The sequence below is a fragment of the Falsiroseomonas sp. E2-1-a20 genome, from assembly GCF_051433195.1.
Taxonomy (GTDB): Bacteria; Pseudomonadota; Alphaproteobacteria; order Acetobacterales; family Acetobacteraceae; genus Falsiroseomonas.
The window spans coordinates 62,827-80,403 of the sequence record NZ_JBHMFT010000005.1; the positions used below are offsets into that span (position 1 = coordinate 62,827).

The following is a 17,577-nucleotide window of genomic DNA, read 5'->3' on the forward strand; positions in this document are numbered from 1 at the left end:
AGGATGCGCATGTCGAAAGAGGACATGATCGAGTTCAGCGGCACGGTGGCGGAACTGCTTCCGAACGCGATGTTCCGCGTCAAACTCGACAACGAGCACATGGTTCTGGCGCACACCAGCGGCAAGATGCGCAAGAACCGCATCCGGGTCCTGGCCGGCGACCGCGTGAACGTCGAGATGACACCGTACGACCTGACGAAGGGGCGGATCACGTTCCGCTTCAAGTGACGGGCGACGGGGCTGGTGCCCCTGAATCCGGAGCCATGCGCCCGAAGCTCGTGCTGGCTTCCGCGAGCCCGCGGCGCCTGGACCTTCTCGCGCGTATCGGGATCACGCCAGACCGCGTGCTGCCGACTGACATCGACGAGGCGCCTCGCAAGGCGGAACTGCCGCGCCTCCTGGCCATCCGCCTGGCCGCGGCGAAGGCCGCGGCTGGCGCTCGCGCCGAGCCTGATGCGCTGATCCTGGCCGCCGATACCGTTGTCGCACTCGGCCGGCGCTTGTTGGGCAAGCCGTCCGATGCGGCGGAGGCCACGCAATTCCTGACCCTGCTGTCCGGTCGCCGGCATCGCGTGATGACCGCTGTCTGCCTGCAACGACCGGATGGTGGGCAGATCTCCCGGCTGGTCACCAGCGTCCTGGCGTTCCAGAGGCTGACGCAGGCCCAGATCGAGGATCATGTGGCCAGCGGCGAATGGCGCGGCGCCGCCGGTGGCTACCAGATCCAGAACCGTGCCGAGATGTTCGTACGGTTCCTGTCCGGCAGCCACTCCAATGTCGTGGGCCTTCCGCTGTTCGAAACCGCGCAGCTGCTTCGAGGAGCTGGCTGGCTGAGGCCATGAAGGATCAGCCGGAGATCCGCGTCAGCGCCACGCCCGGCGAGGTTCGGGTCGCGGGGCTCCGGGGCGGAGTGCTGGAGGTCGCGGCCGTCGAACGGACCGGCCGTCCCGATGGGGTCGGTGACCTGCACCTGGCGCGGGTGTCCGCCCTCGCCGCGGCCATGAGCGGCGCCTTCCTGACCCTGCAGGATGGAACCACGGCTTTTCTTCCAGAGGGCGAACTGCCGCCCCCCCGCCGGCCAATTGCGCAGGCGTTGCAGGAAGGCCAGGCGCTGCCGGTGCGACTCATCCGGGCAGCGCAGGGCGGCAAGGGCCCGCGTGCGACTGCCCGCCTGAGCGCAGCCGAACTGGCGCTCGCCGCCACCACCACCGGCTCGGCGCCGCTTCTGCTGCGGCGAGGGGATGATACGGCGACCCGGCTGGCGCGGGACTGGCCGAACGCCTCCGTCGTCACGGACAACGCGCGACTTGCGGCATCGCTTGGCGCCCGGATCGGCAAGGGGCGTGTCTCGCTCGTTCTTGGAACTGCCTTCGATGCGGAGTTGGAAGCGGCCTTCGAGGATCTGCTTTCGCCGTTTGTCGCGTTGAAGGATGGGGCGCGCCTGGTCATCCAGCCAACCTCGGCGCTGACCGCAATCGACGTGGATACCGGCCCCGCTGCCGGCAGCCGCGACCCGATGGCACACAAGCGGGTCAATGCACTGGCCATTCTTGAGGTCGCACGCCAGATCCGGCTGCGGAACCTGGCCGGCGCCATCCTTGTGGATTTTGCCGGTCTTTCGGTCCGGCAACGTGAGGCCCTCGTCGCGCCGATGGCGGCGGCGTTGCTGGTCGATCCGCTGAAGCCCCGGCTGCTGGGCCTGACCGGTCTTGGCCTGATGGAGATTGTGCGCCCCCGCATCCATCCGCCACTGCACGAAATCTTGGGAACTCCTCCGACGCCGCTGACCCGTGGGCTGGCAGCGCTTCGGCAGGCGCTGCGCGAATCCGCCGCCTCGCAGGGCACGGCCCTGGCGCTGCGTGCGGCACCGGAGGTGATCGCGGCACTCAGCCTTGAGGCGGGTGTCCTCGCCGCCTATCGGGAGGCGACGGGCAGGTCCCTGGTTCTGGAGCCTGACCCCAGACTGCGCCCAGGCCAGGAGCAGGTTGCGGAGCCTTCGCCATGACAAACAGCAGACCCACCAAGCCATTCCCCCGAGTATGCCCCATCTGCCGACGTGCCGTCACCGACCCGGCTTCCCGCTTCTGTTCCGAGCGCTGCGCCCAGGTCGATCTCGGCCGGTGGCTTCGCGGAGACTATGCAATACCGGTCGAGGACGACCCGCTGCCGCCGGACGAAAGCCGCTGAAGGCATGGGTGGACAGGCTGGACACCTTCCGCTATCACGCGCGCCTCTACCGGAGGCGCAAGCGCTTCCTCTCAAGGGGCCCAGGTAGCTCAGTTGGTAGAGCATGCGACTGAAAATCGCAGTGTCGGTGGTTCGATTCCACTCCTGGGCACCATCCCTCCCTGTGGACTGCCGTCCAGCAGCCACCACCCTCCCACGCTGAAATCCTCTTGCGTCACCTGCGCGGTTGCGTGACCGTCCCTACGATTGACCGATTCCGAGGGACCGGATCTTGGCCTACGCGCTGCAGCAGTTGATCAACGGGATCAGCTTGGGGATGATCTACGGCCTGATCGCCGTGGGCTACACAATGGTCTACGGCATCATCGGCATGATCAACTTCGCCCACGGCGACATCTTCATGGTCGGTGCCTTCGTGGCGCTGGTTGCCATCCTGATGCTGATCTCGGGTGGCCTGATGGATGGCCCGGCTGCGATACTCCTGGTCCTGGCGATCTCCATGGCGTTCACGGCACTGTATGGCTGGACGGTGGAGCGCGTCGCCTACCGTCCCCTTCGCGGCAGCTTCCGCCTGGCGCCGCTGATTTCCGCCATCGGCATGTCCATCGTGCTGCAGAACTTCGTCCAGGTCAGCCAGGGTGCGCGGGTCAAGCCGCTGGAGCCGCAGATCCGTGGTGGGATTGAGCTGATGCGGGATGGCAATTTTGTGGTCCAGCTTTCATACATGCAGATCCTCATCATCACCTCGACGCTGGCCGTGCTGGCCGTGTTCACATGGCTGGTCACGAAAACAGCGCTCGGCCGTGCGATGCGCGCCTGCGAGCAGGATCGCCGCATGGCCTCCCTCCTTGGCATCAACACGGATCGGACCATCAGCCTCGCCTTCGTCATCGGCGCCGCGCTCGCAGCTGTGGCCGGCACGCTGTACCTTCTGCGCTATGGCATCGCCGATTTCTTCATGGGCTTCATCGTCGGCGTGAAGGCATTCACGGCTGCCGTACTGGGCGGCATCGGCAGCCTGCCAGGCGCCGTGCTGGGCGGCCTCCTCATCGGCCTGATCGAGACCTTCTGGTCCGCCTATTTCTCCGTCCAGTACAAGGATGTCGCCGCCTTCGGGATCCTGATCCTGACCCTGGTCTTCCTGCCGACCGGCCTGCTTGGGCGGCAGGAGGTCGAGAAGGTATGACTGGCCAGGAGGCGCATCGCCCGGCAGGGCGCCTTCGGCCCGCGCTGATCGATGCGCTCAAGGCCACGCTCGTTGCGTTCGGGCTATTCGTGGTGATGGTTGGGGTGCGGACCGATGTGGCGCCGACCGGCGCCCTGTTCCTCCGTACCCGATGGCCCGAGGTGGCTTTGCTCTGCGGCCTGGTTTTCGCGCTGCGGCTTGCAATGGGGCTGTGGCGGCGCCCCCAACTCTCGCCCGATGGGGCCGCGCGGCTGGCCGGTACGTTGTCCACTGCCGGGGTGTTCTTCGGCCCGGCGCTGCTCGCGGTGGCGCTGATCCTGCCGCTCATTCCCGGCATCGGCCGCTATGAGCTGGACCTCGGGATCCTGGTGCTGACCTATGTGATGCTGGGCTGGGGACTGAACATCGTCGTCGGCCTCGCGGGGCTGCTGGACCTCGGCTACGTCGCCTTCTATGCGGTCGGCGCCTACTCCTACGCCCTGCTGGCCCAGTACTTCGGCCTTTCCTTTTGGCTCTGCCTGCCACTGGCCGGAATCCTGGCGGCCTTCTGGGGCGTGCTGCTCGGCTTCCCGGTCCTGCGACTTCGGGGAGACTACCTCGCCATCGTCACCCTGGCCTTCGGCGAGATCATCCGCATCGTGCTGCTCAATTGGGTCTCGCTGACCGGCGGCCCGAACGGCATCTCGGGCATTCCCCGGCCGACCTTCTTCGGCCTGCCCTTCAGCATGGGGGGCGAGCCGGGCAGCTTCGCGGGCTTCTTCGGGATCGAGCCCAGCCCCTCGCACCGCGTCATCTTCCTGTACTACCTGATCCTGTGCCTGGCGCTGCTGACCAACTGGGTCGCCATCCGCATCCGCCGTCAGCCCATCGGCCGTGCCTGGGAAGCCCTGCGGGAGGATGAGGTCGCCTGCCGCGCCCTGGGAATCAACATCACCAACACCAAGCTGACCGCCTTTGCGCTGGGCGCCATGTTCGCCGGTTTCGCCGGCGCCTTCTTCGCCACCCGGCAGGCCTTCATCAGCCCGGAAAGCTTCACCTTCATCGAGAGCGCTATCATCCTGGCCATCGTGGTCCTGGGCGGGCTGGGCAGTCAGATCGGCATCGCGGTCGCGGCGATCGTCATGATCGGCGGGTTCGAGCTGTTCCGCGACCTCCAGGAATACCGGATGCTGGTCTTCGGTGCCGCCATGGTCGCCATCATGGTCATGCGTCCGCGCGGCCTCGTCGGCACCCGCGCACCCAGCATCCTGCTCGGCGGACCGCGTCGGATCGAGGGCCACCATGTCAGCGAGGGCCGCGGATGAGCGCAGCCGTTGCAACAAGCCTGGAGGCCGGCACGGAAATCCTGGCCGTCACCGCCCTCAGCATGCGTTTCGGCGGTCTCCTCGCCGTCGATTCGGTGGACTTCCAGGTGCAGCGCGGCAGCATCACCGCGCTGATCGGCCCGAACGGTGCCGGCAAGACCACGGTCTTCAATTGCATCACGGGCTTCTACCGTCCGACTTCGGGGCAGATCAGCTTGCGCCGCGCCGATGGCAGCGTGGCCGCGCTGCAGAGGCTGAAGGACCACCGCATCGCGCGGGCCGGCGTCGCCCGCACCTTCCAGAACATCCGGCTGTTTGCCGGGATGACGGTTCTGGAGAACCTGCTGATCGCGCAGCACCTGAAGCTGCAGAAAGCGACAGGCTTCGGCATCGGCGCCATGCTCGGCATCTCCGGCTACAAGGCGGCGGAGGCCGAGGCGGTGGATCGCGCGGTGGACTGGCTGCGGGCGATTGGCCTGGTGGACCGTGCGGACGACCCGGCCGGGGCCCTGCCCTACGGCGCGCAACGCCGGCTGGAGATCGCGCGCGCCATGTGCACCACGCCGGCACTGCTCTGCCTCGATGAACCCGCGGCCGGCCTCAACCCGCGCGAGTCGGACGACCTGGCGCGGCTGCTGGTCGCGATCCGCGATGGCACCGCGACCACGAGCGCCCCCACCTCCGTCCTGCTGATCGAGCATGACATGGGCATCGTGATGCGGATCTCCGACCACGTCGTGGTCCTCGACCACGGCAAGAAGATCGCCGAGGGCACGCCGACGGTCATCCGCAACGACCGCCATGTCATCGCAGCCTATCTCGGCGAGGATGAGGCGTGATGACGAAGCCGATGCTGGAGGTGGACGGGCTTGTGGCCAGCTACGGCGCCGTGCAGGCGCTGAAGGGCGTCTCGCTGCATGTCGACCCCGGCGAAATCGTCACGCTGATCGGCGCCAACGGAGCCGGCAAATCCACCCTGCTGATGAGCATCTGCGGCGACCCGCGCGCCAGTGCCGGCCGTATCATGCTGGAAGGCACGGACATCAGCGCCAGGCCGACCTTCGAGATCATGCGCAGCGGCGTGGCCCAATCGCCCGAGGGTCGGCGCATCTTTCCGCGCATGTCCGTGCTGGAAAACCTGGTGATGGGCGCGCAGGCGGTTGGCCGTGACCCGGGCCCCGAATTGCCCCGCGTCTTCGCCCTGTTCCCGCGGTTGCAGGAACGCCAGACGCAGCGCGGCGGGACGCTGTCCGGCGGCGAGCAGCAGATGCTGGCCATCGGTCGCGCCCTGATGTCCCGCCCCCGACTGTTGCTGTTGGATGAGCCTTCGCTGGGGCTGGCACCCCTGATATCGCGGCAGATCTTCGCCGCCATCCGCGACCTGAATGAGCGCGAGGGCCTGACCGTGCTGCTGGTCGAGCAGAATGCCAACCAGGCGCTGCGCCTGGCGCATCGCGGCTACGTCCTGGTGACCGGCCGCATCACCATGAGCGGCACCGGCAGCGAGTTGCTGGCGCGGCCGGAGATCCGCGACGCCTACCTCGGCGGCGGGCACTGAGGCGTCAGCCGGGAAAGCCAGCCATGGCGCGTGCCTCACGGGGCGTCACGCCGCCCGCGCGAAGGTCCCGTAGCGGCACCGCGCCATCTCGCTTGGACAGCCTGCGTCCATCCCGCCCCATCAGCAGCTTGTGGTGCGCATAGGCGGGCTCCGGCCAGCCCATCAGATGCTGCAACAGGCGATGCAGGTCGGTGGCCGGCAGCAGGTCCTCGCCCCGCGTCACCAGCGTGACGCCGTCCCTCGCGTCATCATGGGTGACGCACAGGTGGTAGCTGGCCGGCACCTCCTTCCGCGCCAGAACCACGTCGCCGAACCGCGCCGGGTCGCAGGTGATGCGGCCGCGTCCGGCCTCTTCGAACGACAGAGGTGCCGGCAGGTCCGCCAGCGCCCGGCCCATGTCCAGGCGCCAGGCATGCGGCACGGCCTGGGTTATCCGGTCCTGCCGCTCCGCCACCGGCAAGCGTCGGCAGGTCCCGGGATAGAGCGGACCGTCCGGGCCGTGCGGCGCAGCGGCGCTGCCCGCAATTTCGCGCGCGATATCGGTGCGGGTGCAGAAACAAGGGAACAGCAGGCCGCGCGCCTTCAGCGAATCCAGCGTCCATCCGTAATCCTGCATGTGCCGGGACTGCACCCGCACCGGCCCGTCCCAGTCGAGCCCGAGCCACGCCAGATCCTCCTCGATGGCCGCGGCGAAGGCCGGCTGGCAGCGGGTCGCGTCGATATCCTCGATCCGCAGCAGGAAGCGCCCGCCCGCCTGCCGCGCGGCCCGCCACCCGGCGAGGGCGGAATGCGCGTGCCCGAGATGCAGGAACCCTGTCGGACTCGGGGCGAAACGGGTGACGAGGGGCCGGGGCGCGGTCATCCTCCGATCCGGGTAGCCGAACCCCGGCCGACGGAGCAAGAGATGGACGACACCTTCGATGGCCCCCAATGGGGGCCAGCCTCCGGTGGCAAGCCGCGCCACCTGGTGCTGCTGCTGCATGGCGTGGGCGCCGACGGCTTCGACCTGATCGACCTAGCGCCAGGCTGGGGAAGGGTGGTGCCGGATGCCCTGTTCATCGCGCCGCACGCGCCGGAGTCCTGCGACATGGCGCCCTACGGCCGCCAGTGGTTCAGCCTGCAGGATCGCTCGCCGGCGCAGATGCTGGCGGGTGTCCAGGCCGCCTCCGACTGGCTGCGCCCACGGCTGGACCAGGCCGTGGCCAGCCTCGGCCTCTCCCGTGCCGATCTGGTGCTGATGGGCTTCAGCCAGGGCGCGATGACGGCACTCCATGCGGGGCTGCGGCAACCAGGAGGGTGCGCCGCGGTACTGGCCTACGCCGGCGCGCTGCTCGGGCCGGAGACGCTGGCCGCCGAGAAGCAGGCCTCGCCGCCCGTGCTGCTGGTGCATGGCGAGGCCGACGAGGTGGTTCCGGCCGCCGCCAGCCGACGCGCCGAACAGGTGCTGTCGGCAGCCGGATTCGACGTCGAGGCCGCCTACCGCCCCTGCCTCGAACACGGCATCGACGAGGTCGGCATCAGCCTCGGCGCCCTGACGCTGCAGCGCGTCCTCGCGGCATCCACATGACCGCCACGTGAAACGTCCCGTCGCGGCGGTTGCGCGCGCGGACCGGCGCTGGCATGTAGAAGCGGTCAACGCGGCGCTGCCACAGCATATGGGGCTTGCCTAACGTTTAGAGCCCCAGGGCTGGGTCCGCTGCCATTCACAGGAGTGGCGCTTGCCTGACGGCGGACACTTCCAGTTGGGTCAGTCCTTCCCCGCGCTCGTCCTGAACGCGGATTTCCGTCCGTTGTCCTACTTCCCGCTCTCGGTCTGGGCCTGGCAGGATGCGGTGAAGGCGGTGTTCCTCGACCGCGTCTCGGTGCTGTCGGAATACGAGACGGTCGTGCACTCGCCGCGCGTCACGATGCGCCTGCCCAGCGTGATTGCACTGAAGGACTACATCCCGGCGGCACGGCGCCCGGCCTTCACCCGCTTCAACGTGTTCCTGCGCGACAGCTTCGAATGCCAGTACTGCGGCCAGGGCCGGCCGACACCGGAGTTGACCTTCGACCACGTCATCCCGCGCAGCCGCGGCGGGCGCACCACCTGGGACAACGTCATCACCGCCTGCGGCCCCTGCAACCTGCGCAAGGGCAACAAGCTGCCGCGGGAGTGCCGCATGTTCCCCCGCCAGGAGCCGCGCCAGCCGACCAGCTGGGAATTGCAGGAGAACGGCCGGTCCTTCCCGCCGAACTACCTGCATGAAAGCTGGCGGGACTACCTGTACTGGGACAGCGAGTTGGAAAGCTGAGCCCGGTTCAAACCCGCTCGCTGACCTTGATGGCGACCTTGCAGCCGGCCTTGATGGCGGCGCTCAGCAGCCGGTAGGCCGGGGCCAGCTCCGCCTCGTTCTCCAGGCCGATGTCGCGGTGCTCAAGCTCCTCTGCCCGGAAGCGCTCGATCTTCTCGCGCAGCGGCGCCTCGTCATCGCCCAGGGTCGCGGCCTGGGCCTGGTAATGCTCGTCGATCGCCTCCTCCACCGCGACGGTGCAGGCCATGGCGCCCCGATGGCCGAGCAGGGCCGTCGCCGCGCCGAGCGCGAAGCCGGCGACGTGCCAGATCGGCAGCAGCGCCGTCGGCCGCACCCGGCGCTTGGCGATCAGGCCGGCGAAGGTGTCCAGGTGGACCTGCTCCTGCGCCTTCATGTGCTCGATGACCGGGCCGTATTTCGTGCGGCCCAATATCGCCAAATGGCCCTCATAGATGCGCTTGGCGCCGTATTCGCCGGCGTGGTCCACGCGGATCGTGCGGGCGACGTAGTCACGCGGGGTGGGGTCGCCTGGCAGGCGGCCTTCGGCGGTCTCGCGGTTCGGCATCAGCGCATCCCTCCGGTGTCGCGGCCGGCGCGGCGGAACGTCCAGCCGGCCAACAGCAGCGCATAGATCAGGTTCATCGTCGCGACGGAAAGGGGCAGGCCCGGAATCAGATAGGCCGGCTCGTCGCACGGCTTCGTCGGCCGCGGCGCCAGGTCCCGCAGCAGGTCGTCCACGCTGGTGCCGGTGCCCACCCCGGGCGCGAGGCAGGCGGGCAGCGGCGATGGCCACCACCCCTGTTCCACCCCCACATGCAGCAGCGCAATGCCGCCGGAAGCAAGGACAGCAAGGGCCGCGCCGCGCAGCAGCCAGCGGCCTGCCACGCCTGGCAACAGCCCTGCCGCCAGGGCCAGGGCCGCGGCAACCCAGTATGGCCAGCGCTGCCAGAGGCACAATGCGCAGGGCGCGAGGCCCGGCCAGCGCTCGAAGCCCATCGCCAGCAGCGGCGCCGCGGCGGACAACGCCGCGATCAGGAACGGAAATGCCATGCCGCCTTCATCGTCCAGCCGATGGCGCTCGGCAACTGGACCCTCGCCCGGGGCCGACCTACCGTGCGGGACCATCCTGAAGGAAGTCGGAAAAATGCTGCGCATCTGGGGCCGGGCGAATTCGTCCAACGTCATGAAGGTGTTGTGGCTGTGCGAGGAACTGGGCCTGCCCTTCGAGCGGATCGATGCCGGCGGTGCCTTCGGACGGACGCGGGAGCCCGACTACCTGGCCAAGAACCCCAACGCGCTGGTCCCGACGATCGAGGAGCCGGACGGGTTCGTCCTGTGGGAAAGCAATGCCATCCTGCGCTACCTCGCCCGCAGCCGGGCGCCGCAGAGCCCGATCTATCCGGGAGACCTTCGGGTCGCAGCGGATTGTGACCGCTGGCTCGACTGGCAGATCTCGGCCATCAACCGGCCGATGACCACCGTGTTCTTCACCTATGTCCGCATCCCGGAGCCCGAGCGCGACTGGACCGCGACGCACAAGGCGCGGGCGGAGGCGGAGACGCTATGGGCCATGCTGGACCGGGCCATCGGCCGCAAGCCCTTCGTCACGGGCGACCATCTGACCATCGCCGATATCGCGCTCGGCATCTATGTCCATCGCTGGTTCGCCCTGCCGATCGAGCGCGCCGAGATGCCCGCGCTGCGCGGGTGGTATGACCGCCTGCTGGCGCGCCCCGGCTTCACCCGGCACTGCGCCGGACCACTGACCTGAAGGCGGTCTAGCGACCGGCGCCGGGGGTCCAGACCACATCCTCGGCCCCATTGCCGTTCAGCCGGCGCGACAGCACGAACAGGTGGTCCGACAGGCGGTTCAGGTAGCGGATCACCGCCTGGTTCACCGCATCCTCCGCCGCCAGCGCCACCACCTCGCGCTCCGCCCGCCGCACCACGGTGCGCGCCAGGTGGGCATAGGCGGCGCCGGCACTGCCGCCCGGCAGCACGAAGCTGCGCAGCGGCGGGATGACCGCGTTCATCTCCGCCAACTCGGCCTCCAGCCGCAGGCACTGCGCATCGGAGACACGCAGCCGATCGCCGCCGGTGCCGGGTACGCAAAGATCGGCGCCCAGGTCGAACAGGTCGTTCTGGATCCGCGCCAGCATGGCATCCCCGGCCCGATCCCCCTGCAGGTGCAGGCGCAGCAGGCCGAGCACCGCATTGGCCTCATCCACCGTGCCATAGGCCGCCACCCGCAGCGCGTCCTTCCGCACCCGCGTCCCGTCGCCGAGCGAGGTCTCGCCGGCATCGCCGCCGCGGGTCGTGATGACGTCGAGCTTCACCATCGCAGGCCTCCTTCAAGTTGGAACGAGATATGGAGCGAGGTGACGAATTGCACCGGCTGCCCGTCGCGCAGCGCCGGCTCGAACCGCCAGGTCCGGACCGCCTCCAGCGCGGCGCGGTCCAGCGCCGGATAGCCCGCCGAGACCTGGACAGCCGCGTCGGTCACCTGGCCTGCCGCGCTGATCTCCACCATCAGCGTCACGCGGCCCTGTTCATTCCGCATGCGGCTGGCGCTGGGATAGGCGGGTGGCGCGTTGAAGCTGCCCCCCAGCTGGCGAGGGGGCCGGACCGCGCCCGACACCTCGGTTCCTCCAGCCGCTTGAGGCGGGGCTGGTGCCGCGGCGGCTGGGCCAGCGGGGGCGGTTGGGGCGGGGGCAGGTGCCGCGGCCTGGCGGGGCGGAGAGGCAGGTGATGCTGGCGGTCGCGGTGCGGCCGGCGGCGGCAGAGGCAGGGTCGTATCCGGAGGCGCCATGCCTTCGGCCGGATCCGGCAATGCCGCCTGGTCCGGCTCGGCGGGTTGCGCCAGCGGCGCGGCGTCCGCGGCCTCCGCTTCAGGCACGTCCCGGCTTGCCTGTGCCGCCGGCACCGGATCGGCCGCAGCCGCCATGCCCGTGGAATCCGCGGCGTCGCCGGCTCCTTCGCCTTGTTCGGACCAGATCAGGGCAACCCGACGGTCCGGAACCTCCTGCGGCAGGCTGGCCGGAAGCCTCGCCAGGGCCAGTCCGAGCCCGGCATGCACCAGGACGGAGCCCGCGAGCCATCCGGCGGCGGCGCCGCTGCGCCCGCGCGAGGCCCGGCCGGCGAGACGCCCTTCCCCTCTCAAAGAACCAGCACGCCGCGATGCTTGGCCTTGCCCTCCGGCTCGACATGGATGGTGATGAGGGCGGCCTGCAGATCGGCCTTCAGCGCCGCCTCGATCCGATCGCAGATGTCATGCGCCTCCGTCACCGTCATGTCGCCCGGAACCACCAGATGGAATTCGACGAAGGTGGTGGGGCCGGAGCGCCGGGTGCGGATGTCGTGCGCTTCGATCGCCCCGTCGGCATTGGCGGCGACCAGGCCACGGATGCGCGCCAACTCCTCCCCCGGCACCGCCTCGTCCATCAGGCCGCCGAAGGATTCGCGCATCAGGCGCCAGCCCGAGACCAGGATGTTCAGCGCCGTCAGCGCCGCCAGCAGCGGGTCGATCCAGGCGAGTCCCGTCACCGCGACCAGGGCAACCCCCGCCACCACACCGACCGAGGTCACCACATCAGCCAGCAGGTGGCGCGCATCGGCGATCAGGGCCGGCGAGCGCGCAGCACGCCCCCGCCGAAACAGCATCGCAGACCAGCCGGCATTGATGCTGGTCGCCACCACCGAGACCGCCAGCCCTGCGGCGGCACCTTCCAGGACACGCGGAGTTTGCCAGGCGGACCAGGCCTCGTTCAGGATCAGCAGGGCCGCGACGCAGATCAGGACCCCTTCCAGCACCGCCGAGAAATACTCGGCCTTGGCGTGGCCATAGGGATGATCGGCATCGGGCGGGCGGGCGGAGACGCGGATGGCCGCCAGCGCCGCCAGCGCCGCCGCCACGTTCACCACGCTTTCCAATGCGTCGGCGAACAGTGCGACGCTGCCCGTGATCCACCAGGCGGCAGCCTTCAGGCCCAGCACGCCCAGGGCCACCACGACGCTGATCGCCGCGATGGTCTGGACGCGCTTCATGCCCCACCGCCGGATGGCGGAATGGATCGGCGGATGATGCAAGACCCGGTCACGCTGCGCCTCCGCAAGACCGCCGCTTGATGCCCCGCCTCCCCGCCTCGCCGCAAGTCCGGCGCGGCGAAGGGTGGCGCGCCGCGGTCAGACCGAGAAGTACTTGGCCCGCGGATGGTGCAGCACGATGGCGCTGGTCGACTGTTCCGGATGCAGCTGCCACTCATCGGACAGCGACACGCCGATGCGGTCTGACTGCAACAGCCGCAACAGGCTTTCCTGGTCTTCCAGCCGCGGGCAGGCGGGGTAGCCGAAGGAATAGCGGCCGCCGCGGTAGGATTGCTGCAACATCTTGTCCATGTCGCGATCATCCTCCCCGGCGAAGCCGAGTTCGGCACGGATGCGCTTGTGCAGGTATTCCGCCATCGCCTCCGCCATCTCCACCGAAAGGCCGTGCAGGTACAGGTAATCCTGGTAGCGGTTGTCCTCGAACCATTCGCGCGCGATGTCGGACGCCTTCTGCCCGACCGTCACCACCTGGAGCCCGATTACATCGCGGGACGCCGGCCCTTCGTCGATGTCGCGCACGAAGTCGGCGATGCACTCGCCATCCGGCTTCGGCTGGCGCGGCAGGTTGAAGCGGCAGACCTCGGTCGCCCCGTCCTCGGCAAACAGCACCAGGTCGTTGCCCTGGCCGGCGCATTTCCAGTAGCCGTAGACCGCCTGTGGCCGCAGAATCTTCTGCTCCTCGGCCAGCGCCAGCATCCGCTTCAGCACCGGGCGCAGTTCCTGCTTCGCCCAGCCGAGGAAATCCTCCAGCGACCGTCCCGCCTTCCGGAAGCCCCACTGGAATTGGTACAGGCTGCGCTCGTTGATGAAGGGAATCACCGCCTTGGGCGGCGCCTCCACCACGCGGGCGCCCCAGAAGGGCGGCACCGGCACGGCGCTTTCGGCCGAGACGCGGCGGCGCCGTTCCTGGGCGTAGCCGAGGTCGACCGGCGCGAAGCCCCGCGGGTCCGCCTGGCCGAGCACCCGCTTTTCGTTCTTCGCCTTGCCGGCGCGCTTGGCCTGCAAGGCCGAGAGGTAATCCTCGAAGCCATTGCCCATCACCTTGTCCATCAGGTGCAGGCCGTCGAAGGCATCCCGGGCATAGGCGACGCGGCCGCAGGCATAGGCCTGCACGCAGTCATCCTCGACATAGTTCCGCGTCAGCGCAGCGCCGCCGAGCATGACGGGAATGTCGATGCCCTGGCGACTCATCTCCTCCAGGTTCTCGCGCATCACCACGGTGGACTTCACCAGCAGGCCGGACATGCCGATCGCGTGCGCCTTGTGCTCCTTGGCAGCCGCGACGATGTCCAGCAGCGGCACCTTGATGCCGAGGTTCACCACCTTGTAGCCGTTGTTGGTCAGGATGATGTCGACCAGGTTCTTGCCGATGTCGTGCACGTCGCCCTTCACCGTGCCGAGCACGATGGTGCCCTTCTCCTGGCCCTCCACCTTCTCCATGAAGGGCTCAAGATAGGCGACGGCGGCCTTCATGGTCTCAGCGCTCTGCAGCACGAAGGGCAGCTGCATCTTGCCGGCGCCGAACAGCTCGCCCACCACCTTCATGCCGTCGAGCAGCACGTCGTTGATGATCGACAGCGGCGTGTTGCCCTGGTCGAGGGCCACCTGCAATTCCTCGCCCAGCCCCTTGCGGTCACCATCGACGATGCGGTCCTTGAGCCGGCCTTCCACCGTCTCGGCGCGCACCTTCTTGACGTTGTCCGCCGCCTTCCGGCCGGAGAAGATCTCCAGCACCTTCTGCAGCGGGTCATAACCCTCACGGCGGCGGTCGAAGATCAGATCCTCGACCACCTCCACCTCCTCCGGCGGAATCTGGTGCAGCGGCTTGATCTTGGAGACATGCACGATGGCGCCCGTCATGCCCGCCTTCACGGCATGGTCCAGGAACACGCTGTTCAGAACATGCCGCGCCGCCGGGTTCAGGCCGAAGGAGATGTTCGACAGGCCGAGGATGATCTGGATGTCCGGGAACTTTTCCCGGATCATGCGGATGCCCTCCAGCGTCCACTGACCGAGCTTGCGGTCATCCTCGTTGCCGGTGGCGATGGTGAAGGTCAGCGGGTCGATCAGCAGGTCGGATTGCGCCAGGCCATATTTGCCGCAGGCGAATTCCACCAACCGGGTTGCGATCCGCAGCTTGTCCTCCGCCGTCTTCGCCATGCCGACCTCGTCGATGGTCAGCGCGATGACGGCGGCACCGAACTTCTTGGCCAGCTTGAGGCGGTCATGCGCCGCATCCTCACCATCCTCGAAATTGATCGAGTTGATGATCGGCTTGCCGCCATGCAGCTTCAGCGCCGCCTCGATCACCGGCGTTTCCGTGCTGTCGATCACCAGGGGCGAGTTCACGCTGCTGGTGAAGCGACGGATCACCTCGTCCATTTCCTGCGTCTCGTTGCGCCCGACGAAGGCGGTGCAGATGTCGAGCGAGTTCGACCCCTCCGCCACCTGTTCGCGGCCGATGGCGACGCAGCCATCCCAGTCATGCGCTTCCTGCCGCTGACGCCACAGCTTGGAGCCGTTGGCGTTGCAGCGTTCGCCGATGGAGAAGTAGCTGTTCTCCTGCCGCAGGGATGTGGCGGAATACAGGCTGGCCACGGATGGAACCCAGACCGGATTTCTCCGGGTCGGCGCCGGCCGGTGGCCGGACTTGCCAAGCTTCCGCAGCAGTGCGTCCAGCGCCTGGATGTGCGGCATCGAGGTACCGCAGCAGCCGCCGATCAGGTTCAGCCCGTCCTCGACGATGAAGCGCTCCATCCAGCTCGCCAACTCGTTCGGGCCGAGTGGGTAGTGGGTCTTGCCATCGACCAGCTCCGGCAGCCCGGCATTCGGCTGCACGCTGATCAGGCCGGGCCAGTTCTGCGACAGCCAGCGCACATGCTCCGCCATCTCCTGCGGGCCGGTGGCGCAGTTCAGCCCCATCAGCGGCACGTCGAGCGAATGCACCACCGTCGTCGCCGCGCCGATATCCGGGCCGACCAGCAGCGTTCCCGTGGTCTCCACCGTCACCTGCACGAAGATCGGGATGTTCGAATTCGCCTGCTTGCGCGCGATCTTCGCGGCGTTGACGGCGGCCTTGATGAACAGCGTGTCCTGGTTCGTCTCGGTCAGCAGCGCATCCGCACCACCGGCGATTAATCCCTGGCACTGCACCACCAGCGCCGCCTCCAGCGCGTCATAGCCGATGTTGCCGAGGCTCGGCAGCTTGGTGCCCGGCCCGATGTCGCCGATCACCCAGCGATGCCGGCCGTCCGCGAAGGTCTCCGCCGCCTCCCGCGCCAATTCGACAGACAGCTTGTTGATCTCGAAGGCGCGGTCCTCCAGCTCGAACTCACCGAGCGTGACCGGCGAGCCACCGAAGCTGTTGGTCAGCACCATGTCGGCGCCGGCCTCGAAATAGCCGCGGTGGATTTCGCGGACGAGGTCGGGGCGGGACAGGTTCAGCACCTCGGTGCAGTTCTCCTTGCCCCAGTAGTCCTTCTCCACGTCGAGCGTCAGCGCCTGGACGCGGCTGCCCATGCCACCGTCGCAGAGCAGAACCTGGTCCTTGAGCGCGTCGAGAAGATGCGGGCGAGACATTCTGATGTTCCCTGTCAGCGCGATGAAACGGGGACGGAAACCGGCTGGCGCGTCGCCGGCCACAGCCGTACCGCCAGAGGTCCATCAATCGTATGAGCGGCGCGCAAGGCGCAGCCCGCGGCACCAAGCCAGCCGGCAAGTTGCGCGTCGTCGAACCCGGGCCAGCGATGCGCGTGGCGGCCCAGCAGGTCGGCGCGGGCGTGAGGCGCCATGTCCACTACCACCAGAAGGCCACCCGGGCGCAACACGCGCGCCGCTTCGGCCAATGCCGCGGCCGGATCCTCCGCGTAGTGCAGCACCATCTGAAGCGTGACCGCATCGAAGCCGCCGTTCGGCAGAGGCAGCCGATACATGTCGGCCTGCCGCACGGAGCAATGCGTCAAGCCACGCTCCGCCAGACGCGCACGGGCCAGGGCCAGCATCTCGCGGCTTGCATCGACGCCAAGGGCGCTGCCGCATCGCGCCGCCAGAACCTCCAGCAGGCGGCCAGTGCCACTGCCGATATCCAGCAGGCGCTCGAGCCGCGGCGGCAGCATCGCCAGCAGCGCCGCCTCGATGCCCTCGGCTGGGAGCTCCAGGGCCCGCATCTCGTCCCATTCTGCGCCATGCCGGCGAAAGGCATCGGACGCCGCGCGTGCCCGTTCCGCCGCAAGCCGCGCGGCGGCCCGGCGATCTGCGGCCAGCAGCGGATCCTCCTCCGGCAACCGCGCCAGGATCTGGCGTATCAGGTCGGCATCGGCGGGCAGATGGAAGAACACATTGGCGCCCTCCGGCAGCCGCTCCAGCAGGCCCGCCTCCACCAGCAGCTTGAGGTGGCGGGACAGGCGGGGCTGGGACTGCCCCAGGATGCCGCACAGGTCGGAAACACAGAACGACCCGCGCGCGCAGAGCGAAAGCAGCCGTAGCCGGGTTGGCTCGGCCGCCGCGCGAAGTTGGGCGAGAAGGTCTTCCATGGCTTGCAAATGACATAAAGATATCCTTATGTCTAGTCCATGACCTGGTCTGTTGACGCCCGCATCCCACTGCTGCTGCTGGCAGACGCCACTGCTGCCGCCAGCGCGCTGCGCGGAGGACCGCCAGCGGCACTCCTGCTCGAAGCCGGTCTCGACCAGCCACCTGGCCCGGTCCTGACCGAGGCACGCTTCCAGCCCCAAGCCGGCCATGGCGTCGCATGCGCCTGTTGCACAGGCCGCAGCGAGGCGGCGCTCGCGCTCGACCGGTTGTTCCAGGCTCGCGTCCGCGGCCAGTGCGGCTGGTTCGAAAGGGTCGTTGCCGTGGCGATCACGGAGGCCGGAAGGCTGGAGTTGACGGAAGCGCTCGCCGGCGACCGCCTGGTGGCCGCCCGTTACCGTGCGGGCTGACTCG

Annotated in this window: 20 protein-coding genes and 1 tRNA gene; 13 read left to right on the forward strand and 8 right to left on the reverse strand. The window is 68.6% G+C overall.

What is annotated here, in order from left to right; translation table 11 throughout:
• Positions 1–9: 9 nt before the first annotated feature.
• The 9 genes from infA to ACFHPP_RS08320 all read left to right on the forward strand — a co-directional run bounded on the left by infA (position 10) and on the right by ACFHPP_RS08320 (position 6,235).
• Positions 10–228: a translation initiation factor IF-1 gene (infA, locus tag ACFHPP_RS08280; protein ID WP_217379027.1), complete on the forward strand. Its 219-nt coding sequence runs from the start codon at positions 10–12 to the stop codon at positions 226–228.
• A 35-nt stretch (positions 229–263) separates the two neighbouring features.
• Entirely contained in the window at positions 264–842 is a 579-nt protein-coding gene (locus tag ACFHPP_RS08285; RefSeq protein ID WP_437162995.1) for a Maf family protein, read from the forward strand.
• Positions 839–2,005: a ribonuclease E/G gene (locus tag ACFHPP_RS08290; RefSeq protein ID WP_437162796.1), complete on the forward strand. Its 1,167-nt coding sequence runs from the start codon at positions 839–841 to the stop codon at positions 2,003–2,005. The genes ACFHPP_RS08285 and ACFHPP_RS08290 overlap by 4 nt, the downstream gene beginning before the upstream one ends.
• Positions 2,002–2,187 (forward strand): DNA gyrase inhibitor YacG, encoded by a 186-nt coding sequence (locus ACFHPP_RS08295; protein WP_437162797.1) that lies wholly within the window; start codon positions 2,002–2,004, stop codon positions 2,185–2,187. Before ACFHPP_RS08290 ends, ACFHPP_RS08295 begins: the two co-directional genes overlap by 4 nt.
• A gap of 78 nt (positions 2,188–2,265) precedes the next feature.
• Positions 2,266–2,341, forward strand: a tRNA-Phe gene (locus ACFHPP_RS08300).
• A gap of 117 nt (positions 2,342–2,458) precedes the next feature.
• Positions 2,459–3,373, forward strand: coding sequence for a branched-chain amino acid ABC transporter permease (locus ACFHPP_RS08305; protein ID WP_437162798.1), 915 nt, complete (start codon positions 2,459–2,461; stop codon positions 3,371–3,373).
• On the forward strand, positions 3,370–4,677 hold the full coding sequence (gene livM, locus ACFHPP_RS08310) for a high-affinity branched-chain amino acid ABC transporter permease LivM (RefSeq protein ID WP_437162799.1): 1,308 nt from the start codon (positions 3,370–3,372) through the stop codon (positions 4,675–4,677). The genes ACFHPP_RS08305 and livM overlap by 4 nt, the downstream gene beginning before the upstream one ends.
• Complete coding sequence (locus ACFHPP_RS08315) at positions 4,674–5,516, forward strand: ABC transporter ATP-binding protein (RefSeq protein ID WP_437162800.1); 843 nt, start codon at positions 4,674–4,676, stop codon at positions 5,514–5,516. The genes livM and ACFHPP_RS08315 overlap by 4 nt, the downstream gene beginning before the upstream one ends.
• Positions 5,516–6,235 carry an ABC transporter ATP-binding protein gene (locus tag ACFHPP_RS08320; protein ID WP_437162801.1) on the forward strand — a complete coding sequence of 240 codons (720 nt, stop codon included), beginning with the start codon at positions 5,516–5,518 and terminating at the stop codon, positions 6,233–6,235. The genes ACFHPP_RS08315 and ACFHPP_RS08320 overlap by 1 nt, the downstream gene beginning before the upstream one ends.
• A gap of 4 nt (positions 6,236–6,239) precedes the next feature.
• On the opposite strand, the gene gluQRS is transcribed toward ACFHPP_RS08320, so the two are convergent.
• The gene (gluQRS, locus tag ACFHPP_RS08325; RefSeq protein ID WP_437162802.1) at positions 6,240–7,097 is read right to left on the reverse strand and encodes a tRNA glutamyl-Q(34) synthetase GluQRS; all 858 of its coding nucleotides are present in this window, start codon (positions 7,095–7,097) and stop codon (positions 6,240–6,242) included.
• Positions 7,098–7,139: 42 nt separating this feature from the next.
• Here gluQRS and ACFHPP_RS08330 point away from each other — a divergent pair, with 42 nt between their 5' ends.
• Together ACFHPP_RS08330 and ACFHPP_RS08335 are read left to right on the forward strand one after the other, a co-directional pair.
• Positions 7,140–7,802, forward strand: a complete 663-nt coding sequence (locus ACFHPP_RS08330) for an alpha/beta hydrolase (RefSeq protein ID WP_437162803.1) — start codon at positions 7,140–7,142, stop codon at positions 7,800–7,802.
• A 151-nt stretch (positions 7,803–7,953) separates the two neighbouring features.
• Positions 7,954–8,529 (forward strand): HNH endonuclease, encoded by a 576-nt coding sequence (locus ACFHPP_RS08335; protein WP_430669660.1) that lies wholly within the window; start codon positions 7,954–7,956, stop codon positions 8,527–8,529.
• Positions 8,530–8,536: 7 nt separating this feature from the next.
• Here ACFHPP_RS08335 and ACFHPP_RS08340 read toward each other — a convergent pair whose 3' ends face one another.
• On the reverse strand, positions 8,537–9,094 hold the full coding sequence (locus ACFHPP_RS08340; RefSeq protein WP_437162804.1) for a demethoxyubiquinone hydroxylase family protein: 558 nt from the start codon (positions 9,092–9,094) through the stop codon (positions 8,537–8,539).
• A complete protein-coding gene (locus tag ACFHPP_RS08345; protein WP_437162805.1) occupies positions 9,094–9,579 on the reverse strand; it encodes a disulfide bond formation protein B in 486 nt (161 codons plus the stop codon). The genes ACFHPP_RS08340 and ACFHPP_RS08345 overlap by 1 nt, the downstream gene beginning before the upstream one ends.
• Positions 9,580–9,673: 94 nt before the next feature.
• Here ACFHPP_RS08345 and ACFHPP_RS08350 point away from each other — a divergent pair, with 94 nt between their 5' ends.
• Positions 9,674–10,300, forward strand: coding sequence for a glutathione S-transferase family protein (locus tag ACFHPP_RS08350; protein WP_437162806.1), 627 nt, complete (start codon positions 9,674–9,676; stop codon positions 10,298–10,300).
• Between the two features lie 7 nt (positions 10,301–10,307).
• Here the strand turns inward: ACFHPP_RS08350 and ACFHPP_RS08355 are convergent, their stop codons facing one another.
• The 5 genes from ACFHPP_RS08355 to ACFHPP_RS08375 form a co-directional block, all read right to left on the reverse strand.
• Complete coding sequence (locus ACFHPP_RS08355; RefSeq protein WP_437162807.1) at positions 10,308–10,868, reverse strand: cob(I)yrinic acid a,c-diamide adenosyltransferase; 561 nt, start codon at positions 10,866–10,868, stop codon at positions 10,308–10,310.
• Positions 10,862–11,167, reverse strand: a complete 306-nt coding sequence (locus ACFHPP_RS08360) for an energy transducer TonB (RefSeq protein ID WP_437162808.1) — start codon at positions 11,165–11,167, stop codon at positions 10,862–10,864. Before ACFHPP_RS08360 ends, ACFHPP_RS08355 begins: the two co-directional genes overlap by 7 nt.
• Before the next feature lie 518 nt (positions 11,168–11,685).
• Positions 11,686–12,573 carry a cation diffusion facilitator family transporter gene (locus tag ACFHPP_RS08365; protein ID WP_437162809.1) on the reverse strand — a complete coding sequence of 296 codons (888 nt, stop codon included), beginning with the start codon at positions 12,571–12,573 and terminating at the stop codon, positions 11,686–11,688.
• A gap of 138 nt (positions 12,574–12,711) precedes the next feature.
• Positions 12,712–16,212 carry a methionine synthase gene (gene metH, locus ACFHPP_RS08370; protein ID WP_437162810.1) on the reverse strand — a complete coding sequence of 1,167 codons (3,501 nt, stop codon included), beginning with the start codon at positions 16,210–16,212 and terminating at the stop codon, positions 12,712–12,714.
• Between the two features lie 14 nt (positions 16,213–16,226).
• The gene (locus ACFHPP_RS08375) at positions 16,227–17,165 is read right to left on the reverse strand and encodes an ArsR/SmtB family transcription factor (protein WP_437162811.1); all 939 of its coding nucleotides are present in this window, start codon (positions 17,163–17,165) and stop codon (positions 16,227–16,229) included.
• Between the two features lie 39 nt (positions 17,166–17,204).
• Between ACFHPP_RS08375 and ACFHPP_RS08380 the strand changes: the two genes are divergently transcribed.
• Entirely contained in the window at positions 17,205–17,573 is a 369-nt protein-coding gene (locus ACFHPP_RS08380) for a hypothetical protein (protein WP_437162812.1), read from the forward strand.
• The last annotated feature ends 4 nt before the right edge of the window (positions 17,574–17,577 follow it).

Excerpts from the sequence above, each read along its gene's own strand:
- infA (WP_217379027.1), top strand. The coding sequence starts at position 10 with ATGTCGAAAGAGGACATGATCGAGTTCAGCGGCACGGTGGCGGAACTG.
- ACFHPP_RS08285 (WP_437162995.1), top strand. The coding sequence starts at position 264 with ATGCGCCCGAAGCTCGTGCTGGCTTCCGCGAGCCCGCGGCGCCTGGAC.
- ACFHPP_RS08290 (WP_437162796.1), top strand. The coding sequence starts at position 839 with ATGAAGGATCAGCCGGAGATCCGCGTCAGCGCCACGCCCGGCGAGGTT.
- ACFHPP_RS08295 (WP_437162797.1), top strand. The coding sequence starts at position 2,002 with ATGACAAACAGCAGACCCACCAAGCCATTCCCCCGAGTATGCCCCATC.
- livM (WP_437162799.1), top strand. The coding sequence starts at position 3,370 with ATGACTGGCCAGGAGGCGCATCGCCCGGCAGGGCGCCTTCGGCCCGCG.
- ACFHPP_RS08315 (WP_437162800.1), top strand. The coding sequence starts at position 4,674 with ATGAGCGCAGCCGTTGCAACAAGCCTGGAGGCCGGCACGGAAATCCTG.
- ACFHPP_RS08320 (WP_437162801.1), top strand. The coding sequence starts at position 5,516 with ATGACGAAGCCGATGCTGGAGGTGGACGGGCTTGTGGCCAGCTACGGC.
- gluQRS (WP_437162802.1), bottom strand. The coding sequence starts at position 7,097 with ATGACCGCGCCCCGGCCCCTCGTCACCCGTTTCGCCCCGAGTCCGACA.
- ACFHPP_RS08330 (WP_437162803.1), top strand. The coding sequence starts at position 7,140 with ATGGACGACACCTTCGATGGCCCCCAATGGGGGCCAGCCTCCGGTGGC.
- ACFHPP_RS08340 (WP_437162804.1), bottom strand. The coding sequence starts at position 9,094 with ATGCCGAACCGCGAGACCGCCGAAGGCCGCCTGCCAGGCGACCCCACC.
- ACFHPP_RS08345 (WP_437162805.1), bottom strand. The coding sequence starts at position 9,579 with ATGGCATTTCCGTTCCTGATCGCGGCGTTGTCCGCCGCGGCGCCGCTG.
- ACFHPP_RS08350 (WP_437162806.1), top strand. The coding sequence starts at position 9,674 with ATGCTGCGCATCTGGGGCCGGGCGAATTCGTCCAACGTCATGAAGGTG.
- ACFHPP_RS08355 (WP_437162807.1), bottom strand. The coding sequence starts at position 10,868 with ATGGTGAAGCTCGACGTCATCACGACCCGCGGCGGCGATGCCGGCGAG.
- ACFHPP_RS08365 (WP_437162809.1), bottom strand. The coding sequence starts at position 12,573 with ATGAAGCGCGTCCAGACCATCGCGGCGATCAGCGTCGTGGTGGCCCTG.
- metH (WP_437162810.1), bottom strand. The coding sequence starts at position 16,212 with ATGTCTCGCCCGCATCTTCTCGACGCGCTCAAGGACCAGGTTCTGCTC.
- ACFHPP_RS08375 (WP_437162811.1), bottom strand. The coding sequence starts at position 17,165 with ATGGAAGACCTTCTCGCCCAACTTCGCGCGGCGGCCGAGCCAACCCGG.
- ACFHPP_RS08380 (WP_437162812.1), top strand. The coding sequence starts at position 17,205 with ATGACCTGGTCTGTTGACGCCCGCATCCCACTGCTGCTGCTGGCAGAC.